13 protein-coding genes are annotated in these 10,321 nt (G+C 56.2%); 10 read left to right on the top strand and 3 right to left on the bottom strand.

Annotated features, from left to right (window positions below):
- Positions 1-82: 82 nt before the first annotated feature.
- Positions 83-256 carry a hypothetical protein gene (locus ACO054_RS10120; protein WP_421710316.1) on the bottom strand — a complete coding sequence of 58 codons (174 nt, stop codon included), beginning with the start codon at positions 254-256 and terminating at the stop codon, positions 83-85.
- A 32-nt stretch (positions 257-288) separates the two neighbouring features.
- Between ACO054_RS10120 and ACO054_RS10115 the strand changes: the two genes are divergently transcribed.
- The 5 genes from ACO054_RS10115 to ACO054_RS10095 all read left to right on the top strand — a co-directional run bounded on the left by ACO054_RS10115 (position 289) and on the right by ACO054_RS10095 (position 3,832).
- A complete protein-coding gene (locus ACO054_RS10115) occupies positions 289-675 on the top strand; it encodes a hypothetical protein (RefSeq protein WP_421710315.1) in 387 nt (128 codons plus the stop codon).
- A gap of 50 nt (positions 676-725) precedes the next feature.
- Positions 726-2,549 (top strand): hypothetical protein, encoded by a 1,824-nt coding sequence (locus ACO054_RS10110; RefSeq protein WP_421710314.1) that lies wholly within the window; start codon positions 726-728, stop codon positions 2,547-2,549.
- A gap of 320 nt (positions 2,550-2,869) precedes the next feature.
- Positions 2,870-3,292 carry an SMI1/KNR4 family protein gene (locus ACO054_RS10105; RefSeq protein ID WP_421710313.1) on the top strand — a complete coding sequence of 141 codons (423 nt, stop codon included), beginning with the start codon at positions 2,870-2,872 and terminating at the stop codon, positions 3,290-3,292.
- The gene (locus ACO054_RS10100) at positions 3,195-3,443 is read left to right on the top strand and encodes an HNH endonuclease (RefSeq protein ID WP_421710312.1); all 249 of its coding nucleotides are present in this window, start codon (positions 3,195-3,197) and stop codon (positions 3,441-3,443) included. The genes ACO054_RS10105 and ACO054_RS10100 overlap by 98 nt, the downstream gene beginning before the upstream one ends.
- Entirely contained in the window at positions 3,362-3,832 is a 471-nt protein-coding gene (locus ACO054_RS10095) for a hypothetical protein (protein WP_421710409.1), read from the top strand. Before ACO054_RS10100 ends, ACO054_RS10095 begins: the two co-directional genes overlap by 82 nt.
- A 383-nt stretch (positions 3,833-4,215) precedes the next feature.
- Here the strand turns inward: ACO054_RS10095 and ACO054_RS10090 are convergent, their stop codons facing one another.
- Positions 4,216-4,413: a hypothetical protein gene (locus tag ACO054_RS10090; RefSeq protein WP_421710311.1), complete on the bottom strand. Its 198-nt coding sequence runs from the start codon at positions 4,411-4,413 to the stop codon at positions 4,216-4,218.
- Between the two features lie 178 nt (positions 4,414-4,591).
- Between ACO054_RS10090 and ACO054_RS10085 the strand changes: the two genes are divergently transcribed.
- The 4 genes from ACO054_RS10085 to ACO054_RS10070 all read left to right on the top strand — a co-directional run bounded on the left by ACO054_RS10085 (position 4,592) and on the right by ACO054_RS10070 (position 6,176).
- Positions 4,592-4,930: a hypothetical protein gene (locus ACO054_RS10085; protein WP_421710310.1), complete on the top strand. Its 339-nt coding sequence runs from the start codon at positions 4,592-4,594 to the stop codon at positions 4,928-4,930.
- An 85-nt stretch (positions 4,931-5,015) separates the two neighbouring features.
- Positions 5,016-5,405 (top strand): hypothetical protein, encoded by a 390-nt coding sequence (locus ACO054_RS10080; protein WP_421710309.1) that lies wholly within the window; start codon positions 5,016-5,018, stop codon positions 5,403-5,405.
- Positions 5,406-5,442: 37 nt separating this feature from the next.
- Positions 5,443-5,604, top strand: coding sequence for a hypothetical protein (locus ACO054_RS10075; RefSeq protein ID WP_421710308.1), 162 nt, complete (start codon positions 5,443-5,445; stop codon positions 5,602-5,604).
- Between the two features lie 2 nt (positions 5,605-5,606).
- Complete coding sequence (locus ACO054_RS10070) at positions 5,607-6,176, top strand: hypothetical protein (RefSeq protein WP_421710307.1); 570 nt, start codon at positions 5,607-5,609, stop codon at positions 6,174-6,176.
- Between the two features lie 157 nt (positions 6,177-6,333).
- Here the strand turns inward: ACO054_RS10070 and ACO054_RS10065 are convergent, their stop codons facing one another.
- Positions 6,334-8,358, bottom strand: a complete 2,025-nt coding sequence (locus tag ACO054_RS10065) for a calcineurin-like phosphoesterase C-terminal domain-containing protein (RefSeq protein WP_421710306.1) — start codon at positions 8,356-8,358, stop codon at positions 6,334-6,336.
- Positions 8,359-9,070: 712 nt separating this feature from the next.
- Here ACO054_RS10065 and ACO054_RS10060 point away from each other — a divergent pair.
- Complete coding sequence (locus ACO054_RS10060; protein WP_421710305.1) at positions 9,071-10,303, top strand: MHYT domain-containing protein; 1,233 nt, start codon at positions 9,071-9,073, stop codon at positions 10,301-10,303.
- Positions 10,304-10,321 lie beyond the last annotated feature (18 nt).

Below are 10,321 nucleotides of genomic sequence, written 5' to 3'. Positions count from 1 at the left end.
ACGCCATCTTCAGACTTAGCTTCAGTCGCGATGCGGTGTTCATCGGTCTGATCTCGGTCTGCGAACTCCACCACGCCGCTCGCTACTCGAACAACTCCGCCTGCCGGCTCATCCGCCGCAGCGCCTCAATCATCTCGAACATCAGGACGCCGGAGAAGCGGCGTCCGTAGCGGTTGGTGGTTGCGATCTCTTGCCGGTGCAGGCCGGCTGGTAGGAGGTTGTCCTCGGTGAAGACACCCACAATCAAGCCAGCCACATCGGCGGTGAAGCTATGTCAGGAGGGCAATAGTGGTACGAGACCTTCGCCTTGAAAAAAATGACTGTGATGATATCGGTTTTGTGAAAGCGTGCTTGGTTGCTGGAGTGATCGATTTTGAAGAATTTAAAAAATGGATTTATCATGTTATTGAGAATCAAAATGAAGTGCCATCGTATTTTTGGGATATTTTGGATTTAAAAAATAAATTTGATTTTAAACCGATTTCAATTATGGGATTTATTCCATATTGGGAGCATGATGAAGGAGAAGGAAATGCTCTAGATGGAATCGGCTATAGACGAAAAACTGATTTCTCTAGCGATGTAGTATCGCGTGAGCAGGCGACTAAATCTTTAGAAAAAAACATGCATATCGAGCAGAGATTTAGAGACACGTTTCCGTTCATAGATTTGTAATTCTATAGGCTTTTTGAAAGTTATTTGAGATCGGCGGCGACCTGGAGGTTGTGACGGTCGCGGATCTGGCGAGCAGCCGCAACCGCAGCCTGGGCGGCAGCCTGGGGCTTTCGATGGGCCTGGGCGGCGCAGCCGGCTACGACCCGACGGAGGTCGACCTGGGGGCCGGCGGCGGTGGCCCGGTGGGGCTACAGTGGGGTTTCTCCTTCGGCGAGGGGGAGCATGACAGCGCCTGGATCGACCGCCAGGCGGGCTTCCTGGGGGCGGATGTCTCGGTGGAGGTCGAGGGCCACACGCGGCTCGAGGGCGGCTATATCGCGGGCGACCTGACGACGGGCAGCCTGTCCTGGGCGGACCTGGAGGGCCACGACCGGGGCCGTCAGGTGGACCTCTCCCTGAACGGCAGCATCCCGGTGACCGGCGGTGGCGGCAGCGGCGACGGCCTGCTGCCGGACTGGGTGCCGACGGGCGAGGGCGGCTTTGCCTCGCACGAGCGCGAGCAGGTGGCGCGGGCGACGGTGACCGGCGAGGTGACGGTGACCGACCCGGACGCGCAAGACCAGGACCTGGCGGCCCTGAACCGCGACCCCGACCGCGCGCTGGAGGTGACCAAGGACGAGCGCACCTCCTTCGACGTCTACGTCTCGCCCGAGGCGATCAACGAGGTTGCCGAGGGCTTCCCGAGCTTCACGCAAGCGGCGCAGAACCTGGTGGCGGAGCTGCGGGTGCTGACCTACGAGCTGCCGCCCGAGGCGCAGCACATGGGCGAAGGCCTGGAGGACATCGCGGTGGCGATGATCCGCAACGGCCTGTCGCCGGACGAGGTCAACGCCCTACTGCTCGGCGGCGATATGCTGGAGAGCTTGACGACGCTGATCGATGTCGTCGAGCAGATCGGGTCGCTGGACGACTTGACGAGGGATTCCTCGGCGGGAGGAGAGCAGGTCGAACGAGAGGTTCGCTCGATCAGGCCGGTGGACGATGGCGTCATGGTCTTGCCGGGGATCGTGGTGACCGAGACGGCGTTGGATCCGGGCCAGGTTCTGCTCGTGAGCCTGGGAGGGGTCGCGGAGGAGCTCCAGAGCTGGCCGGCGTCGACGGTGGACGCGGCCATGCTCGCGGTGGACGCGGCGCTTGGCGGTCCTCTTAAGGCGGCGCTGGTCTACGCGGGCGAGCAGGTTGTTTCCGCGGTCGCTGGCGAGGAACTCAACGCGGCGCTGGAGTTTGTCGCCACGCGCCTCTACGCCTTGACGACCGGTCAGTCGGTCGAGGATGCGGAAAAGGAGATTGAGGAGGGGCATGGAACGGCCGTCGGTGCGCTTGAGGAAGGCGACGCGGAGGCCAACGAGCAGATTCGTTCGATGTTCGCCGGCGCCAAGCTGCTGGTCGCCGCCCTCGTCCCTGGCGTCGTGCCGGCCGGCAAGTCCCTCAAGGACGCCGTGGCGCCGTCGAAGGCGACTCCCAGAGCGCCGGATGCACCAAATACAGCAGGCGGTCGAATTACGAACCACTATGGCCCTAGCAACGAGGGACCGCTTCCTACAGATATCGCAAACACATTTAAAAGTGGTATTTCTAACGAAGTGATTGCGACTGAACCAACCAAACTCTATCGGGTGATAAGTGATGACGGCAGTCCGGCTGGCGGATATTGGACGCGAACTAAAGCGGAAGGTCCCTTACAGTCCGTTATTGACAGTGCTTTAGATCAAAACTGGGGTAATTCAGCGACGCGTGTTGTAGAAATGGATGTGCCAGTGGGCACGAAACTGTTTGAAGGAGTTGCAGCTCCACAGCGCGGTTTGATTGGCGGTGGCAACCAAATATTCTTTGATCGCAATATCAACCTGCTCGATCCGGCGTGGATACAATAAATGGCAAATTGTAACTGGGAAGAAATCGAAGCATTCCAATCTCCATTGGAATTCAAAAGATTTGTAAAATGGATCGAACAACAACGTGATGATGGTACCTGTAGGGAAATGGAAAATACTGGAGGCCCATGGGCAGACCGAACTTTCGTTTGCAATGAAACTGGGGAGATTTGGGTACTTAGACATCCAGACCCGGGCTATTTTGCAGGTTCGTGGACGCCTTTAGTCAATAGGGCTGACGGGTGAAACTTCTCAGCCATATATTCTGTCTTGCCGCAGTGATGATGTTCTCAGCCCTAGGTGTTTGATCCCAGGTATTGATGGCAACTGATCTTCAACATGTTATCGAGCAAATAAACCTTGCTAATGACCCGGCTGAAAGGAATCTTCCTTCGCCGAGCGATGCTCTTATTCATAGATATGAGAAAGTAACGGGTTTTACCTTTCCCAAAGATTATAAAATTTTTCTTAAAACCGTAAGCAACGCATTTATAGGATACATGTCTCCATTTACATTGAATGAATCGATGAAAGAAGATTTTGGAGATCTACGGGTGGGGATAAACGAAGCTAGGGAAATTGGAGTGCCAGAAAATTGGCTTCCAATCTGTGAAGATAATGGTGATTACTATTGTCTCCTGCCAGATGGTGAAGTTCGGTTTTGGGACCATAATGGTTCTTCCGATGAAGCTTGGCCTGATCTGGCAACTTGGGCGAAGGAAGTGTGGTTGGGGGGAGGCTGATCAGATTCAGGCAATCCAAGCCGGAAGATCAAACATCCCGAGGTTGACTTGGCATCACCACCAGGATTCATGGAGGATGCAGCTCGTGCCTCGAAGCATCCATCGAGAAACTGGGCATATTGGTGGCGAATCAATGTCTGGAAGGAGATGATGGAAAGCTTCCGTGTAAATAAAGGAGATAGCGAGAATATTGGGTTCTCAACGACTTGCTTGATTTCTGGGGTAATTACATTTACAGAGTTCAAGGATTGGATTTATTATATTATTGATAAAAGCAACGACGTTCCTTCATATTTCTACGAGATACTCGATACAAATAAAAAAAGTGAATACATATTGGGTGCTGGAGAGATTATCGGATTTTATCCTGATTGGGATGCGACTACGGATGAGCTAAATGCGTTGGATGGGATTGGGTATAAACGATTCGCAGATTTTCAAAGTGATGCATCGTCAAAACAAAGCGCTGCCACAGCTCTTATAAGAAATCCACATGTAGAAAATCGGTTCAAAGCTACATTTCCATTTATTAAAATCTAGATATTTTTGCAATTTTATTTTGAAATAAGATATAGATTCTATGTATTTCATTATTAGATATAATGAGAAACTAGCCTTTTGCAGCATTTTGAGATACGGTGAAGGTCAAGGGCGGTGCAGGCTCGATACTGACTGATAAGGCTTAATCGGGCGTTAGGCGCGTGCGAAGCGCGCAAGCTTTTAAAACGGTACTCTTCAGCCTAGCTTTAGTTCGCATTACCACCGCCTCGCTACTCGAACAACTCCCTTTGCCAGGTCATCTGCGGCAGCTCCTCGACCACCTCGAACAGGAGGGTGTCGGTGAAGCGGCGGTCGTAGCGGTCGGTGGTTTCGATCTGTAGACGGTGCAGGCCGGCGGGTAGGTCGGCGGGCAGGTCGGCGCGCTAGAGGTGGTTGGACTTCAGGGCCAGCATCCAGGTCTGGAAGGGGCCGGCGCGCTGGGCGGTCCAGCGGTAGTCGCGCCAGGTGCGGTAGCCGGCGGTCTCCTCCCCGTCGGCCAGTTCTACTCGGCCGACGGATTCCGAATTAAGAAGGACTACTATGACCGCTTTTGGGGGATATCCGACGGCTTTCGTCCTCATGGCGGTCGTCCCGCCCCGTTCCTGCAAGCTAGATCGATACTCGACAGCAATCCAAAAGTTACGCTCGATCCCAAGGGAGCGCATGGGTTTTTAGATACGAAGCTGCTGGTCTGGATGATCTATAACCCCAATACTGGCCATCTGTTGCACATAGCTCCAGTTAGATAAGAGGTGAAAAATGGAACTTGCAGTGGTTAATGATATATTTGGCAAAAGTGTAGAGCAGTATGATAGTGCTCTGCTTTCTATTAAACACTGTCTGATAGCTTACGAGAGAATATGTGCTGAACTTATAGAAGAGATATCGTCTGCGGACTCTCTCGAGGATGCTCGGCAGTCATTTAATTTTCTCGAAGATATACAAGATAAAATTTCAACTTTATCCTTCAATCGTAAAATTAATATTGGGAAAAAACTTGATGTATTTGTTCGTGAATTTGATTCTGTTTATGATGATCGAATGAAAGAATATTGGTATAAGGAGTTTAAGTCTGGTGTAAAATGGCCTAGTGCATAGGTGAGATTCTTCATCTAAGCATATGCGATATAATTCAGATGAAAAATTGATATTTTGACAGACGATGTTTTTTTGAGAATTTTTTATGAATAATTTCAAAAAAATTATAGCTCGCGCAAAACGTAACAAGCTCCAGGAGCTTGCAGATGACAGCTTTCGCGGGCCAGATTCTGATAAAATTCGGGAAATTAATGTAAAAAATGAAGGCGCAATATTAGGTTTGGAGAATGATTCCGGTCAATATACGGTAATCGGACTGCACGGTTTGTTCATTAAAAACAGTGAAGGGCATGAATTTTTTGTAAATTTCGATGAAGCTATACCATATCTTCAAGAGAATGGAATGAAGGTCGGTAAGGGTGGGAATTTTGAGTTTGTAGAATTTGGACCAAAAGGGCTTGTATGGATGAAAAATGGGCCGACGATGTGCGCACTCTGGAATATTGTCTTATTGATGCGACAGCGCAAAAACTAGCTTTCCGCAATTTGAATTCTAGAGGGATTTCACCAAGGTGGATGACAACTGGATAAGTGCGTTTCCCGAACATGTGCCGTTCCGAGGTCAAACACTTGTTCATCATCATATGGATTACGGGAAGTATGCAGTTCCGCTTCCTTCCCAAGTTCATAGAAACGCCCCTGGTTTTGGTATTTGGCACCCTCCAGGGAAATAGTAATGCTAAGAGATATGTCTGATGTAGTTCAATTCTATCATGAAATGAAATCAAAGTGGGGTGACTATAATGTTCCCATTATAATGGAGCGAAGCTATGAATATAAATTTTTCATCGAAGGCATGAATTTTCCAAAAAGCTATAGTGATTTCGTTGAGCGTTTTGAAGTGGAAGGTGTATTTATCGGAGCTTTAGTATTAACTCCATACCCTAATATGGATTTAGCGGAAAATTTAATAAAGCTAAATTCGATCGAAAAAAACCCTTTGATCCCTCACGACATGTTTCATATCGCTGATTTTGAAGGAGATTTGATTTTGATGGGAGCAATGGGGAATTCTCACTATGCAGACGGTGTTTACTATATTGATATATCTACTGGGAATTTTTCTATTCCTGAAAAAATTGTCGATAATTTTGAAGATTTTATCATTCTTGCATCTAATATTCATAGTATAAATATTGAAGGATCAGATGATAACGCTAAGGAAATATCAGATGTTATCACGGAAAATTTTCATAAATTGTCTGATAGTGAAATCAAAATTTGGGAGAAAATGTCAGTAATTTGATTTAATCAAATAAACTTTTAGAGTTTTTGTTTTTAGTTCGAAATATATTTAAAAAATTTTCTAGTTTATATGAACCTCGAATCAAACATCAGCTCGACGAGTAATGCCTACGCAGCACTGATGCGGGCTTTGACGGCCTACGCCCCACCACTACCCCCTAATCGAACAACTCCCCTTGCCAGGTCATCTGCGGCAGCTCCTCGACCACTTCGAACAGCAGGGTGTCGGTGAAGCGGCGGCCGTAGCGGTCGGTGGTTTCGATTTCCAGCCGGTGCAGGCCGGCGGGCAGGTCGCTTGGCAGGTCGGCGCGCCAGAGGTGGCTGGACTTCTGGGTCAGCATCCAGGTCTGGAAGGGGCCGGGGCGCTGGGCGGTCCAGCGGTAGTCGCGCCAGGTGCGGTAGCCGGCGGTCTCTTCGCCGCCGGCCAGGGAGCGGACGCTCTGGCGGCCCTGGGTCGACTGCTGGGCCAGGGCGTGGGGGTCGGCGAACTCTGGGCCCTCCAGGATCGCCTCGCCTGCGCCGGCCTGGGTGCGCGTCGCCGCTCTGGCCGCACCGCCGTTGAGGGAGACGGAGACCTCGCTGTCGCGCGAGCCGTTCCAGACGTTCACCGCCACCCAGGTCCCGCCGGTCAGGTCCGCGCGGGTCAGCAGGTTGCGGTCGCCCAGGTCGTTGAGCGTCACGGCCGGCAGGGCATCGCCGGGCACCTCGTTGTCCTCGGTGAAGGCAATCAGCCGGGCGGCCCAGTCGCGGAAGCGCGGCGTGTTGAAGGCGGCGTGGAACTGCTCGCTCTCGGGCCGCGCGAAGGCGCGGAAGCTGTCGCGGTAGTCGGCGCCCTCGAACTCCAGGAGGTAATAGCCGCGCGGGCTGCCCAGGCGCTGGGTCGCGCGCGGCACGCCCCGGTCGTCCAGGTCGCCGGCCCACCAGGAGCCGGAGACGGCGCCGGTCACGATCTGGTGGAACTGCGCCGGCCCGGTCCCGGTATGCGCCTCCCAGCCTTCGTAGAACTCGCCGGGCAGGATCTGCTCGGTGGTGTGGGTATGACCGGACAGCCCCAGGGCCGGGCGGTCGCCGATGATGTCGTAGAGCGCCTGCAGGTTGTCGGTCTGGTGCTTCTGCTCGTCGGCGTCCGTGAAGCTGACAAAGGGGATGTGGGCGCTGACGACGATCAGCCGGTCCTCCGGCACCAGGGCCAGGGTGTTCTGCAGCCACTCCAGCTGCCGCGCGTCGATCACGCCGTTGTAGGTGGTATCGGCCGAGGCGTCGCAGAAATCGTGCGGGTCCACGCCATTACAGGGGTAGCGGACGTTGTCCAGCACGACGAAGAGCACCTGCCCGATCTCGAAGGCGTAGTACTCCGGCCCCCAGATCCGGCGGAAGCTGTCGAAGGAGTGCGCGTCGGCCGTCGCGTCGAAATCGAAGTCGTGGTTGCCCGGCACGAAGTACTGCGGGACACCCCCGACCGCGACGATATCCTTGAAGCGCGGGAAGAGCGAAAGGTCGTCGCCCATCACGTCACCGGCGAAGATCAGGCATTCGGTCTCCGCGTTGTCGCGCAGCGCCAGCATGCGGCCCAGGGTCTCGCGGACGTAGCTGACTTCCGCATTGCTGTAGGGCTGGGTGTCGCCGAAGACCAGGCACTGGAAGGACTCGCCGACCGGGTCCTCGATCAGCGGGAAGTTGACGGCTTGGGGCAGGGGGCCGGTGGGCGCGATCCCGCCAAAGCGCAGCTCCGGCGAGCCCGACGGCTTGTGCAGATAGCTGAACTGCGGCACCAGATCCTCGTTCAGGGGCGTGGCGTAGCCGGCCGGCTTGACCACGAAGAGGTTCATGTCCTCGCGCACCGGCAGGCTGTAGCCGCCGTCCGCCGCCGTCGCCACCACCTCGCGTCCGTTGGAGACCAGAACGTCCGGCAGGCCGGCCTCGCCCGCGTCCAGCCGGGAATTCCGATTGGCGTCCAGGAAGACGCGGCCCCGCGCCATCGGCGTCTCTGCGGCCTGTCCCTCCGTTCCTGCCTCGGCGCGGATCACCTCCACGCTGCCGATGTAGTCGATGTCCTTGGCGGCGGCGTCTTGGGCGCCGGCCGAGAGGCCGAGAGCGAGGACCGTCGAGAGACCGACCAGATAGGCGATCCGTTTCCTGGCGATCCGTTTCCTGGCGATGCGTTTCCCGGCAAACCGTTTCATAGCGCTGCTCCACCATTTTGAGGTTATCCGGGGACGACACCACCCGAGATAGACAGATAGCCGAGGCGGAAAGATGGCCTGCGAATATGATGGCGCCATTGCAAGGCTGCGATAGTTTTGCACGAGCGTCATGACCTTCGGGGCACGAAGGGTGGCCGTTTTCAGGAACGGGGAAGGGTGCGGCCCGCCCCAACTCTACGAAACCCGACTCTGCGAAACCCAACTCTGGGAAAAACTCGACTGCGCGAAGAGCCAGACTGCCCGAAAGCTCAGGACCGTCGGCTCGGCCAAGTGGTCGCGATAGTCCCTGGCGGAGCGACCCAGGCCGGAGAAGCTCTAGCGGAAAGCCGCCGTCCGAACTGTGGTGCCGTCTTCCGCGGTCAGCAGTTCGTCGCCACGGGGCTTGCAAAGGGCAGCGGCTCCCGAGACTGAACGATGCCGTGCTTGCGGACAGGCCGCGGGAAGGCTGCGCAACGTCGGCTCGCCGACTGGGGCATAGCCGTCAACACTTCATATTCTCTGTTTTGTTTAGATTTTGTAGAGACCCGCGCGCTTAAGGGTTGCCGCAACAGATCTTTACCTTGCGGGAGAAGGCAGCCGCCTTGCGAGACCGAGAGCGCTTTATCGTTCCACGCAGCCGGTGCCGAACGGCTTCGGCGACCCTGCATCTCCGCTCTTGCGCGACGCCCCCGTCTGATCTTTAGAATCCCGAATGCTGATCGTTTCCTACGACCCGCTTCTCGTCGTTGCCTCGGTGCTGGTTGCTATTATGGCGGCCTATACCGGTCTGCGGCTGGCCAGCGGGCTCAGTCAGCTCGATGCGGCGACCCGTAAGCAGGAGATCGCGAAGGCCGCGACCGCGCTGGGCGGCGGGATCTGGTCGATGCATTTCATCGGCATGCTGGCCGTGCAGATCCCGGTCCCGATCCGCTACGACGCGCTGGCGACCCTCGGCTCCGTCCTGGTCGCGATCCTGGTGACGGGGCTCGGCCTGCTGGTCCTGCATTCCGGTCCCCGGACCCGCCTGCGGATCTGTCTCGCGGGCAGCCTGACCGGTCTCGGTATCGTCTCCATGCACTACATCGGCATGTCGGCCATCGGCGGGAACTGCATCGTGGTCTACGAGCCGGCGGGCTACGTCATCTCCACCGCGATCGCCATCGCCGCCTCCATCGCGGCGCTCTGGCTGGCCTACAGCCGTCGCACCCAACTTCAGATCGCGCTGGGCTCCGTGCTACTGGGGATCACCATCGCCTCGATGCACTACTCGGCGATGATCTACACGCGCTTCCTGCCGACGACGGAGATCCTGCTGCTGGAGGAACCGAACCTCTCCTCGGGCATGCTGGCGCTGGTCGTCGCTTTCGCCGCCTTCCTGATCTGCGGCCTGTTCCTGCTGACCGCGATTCCGGCCCGCGCTGTGGTCCCCGTGCAGGAGCCGGCATCCGCGCCGGACCGGGCAGTCCGCGCACAGTCATGGGACGACGATCCGACGAGGCCTCACGTCCTTGCCGCCGCGCAGCCCGTGGGCGCCGCCCTGGCACCGGCCGTCGCGGCCGAGGAGACGGAGGTGTCTCCATCGGGCAACGGGGCGGTCGAGAGCGACCCTCCGCCCTCGCGGCTGCCCTACGAGGCGAATCAGGCGACGCGCTTCATCGCGGTGGAGGAGGTCTACGCGGTGCGGGCGGACGGCCACTACACCAAGCTCTACAACGACCAGGGCGAAGTGCTTTGCCCCTGGCCCATCTCGCGTGTCGAGACCGCCTTGCACGCCGGCGCCTTCATCCGCACGCACCGCAGCTACCTCGTCAACCTGCGCCACGTGCGTGGTTTCGAACGGGTCGGCGACAAGGCCTTCTGCCTGATCGGCGAGGACAACGACGCCAGGGTTCCGGTCAGCCGCTCACGGCTGCAGGACGTGCGTCAAGCGCTCGGGCTCAGGTAGCCCGCGCCCTTCGGACCC

The organism is Algihabitans sp. (assembly GCF_965226985.1).
In the GTDB taxonomy this organism is placed as follows: Bacteria; Pseudomonadota; Alphaproteobacteria; order Kiloniellales; family DSM-21159; genus Algihabitans.
This window is presented reverse-complemented; position numbering and strand designations above follow the sequence as displayed.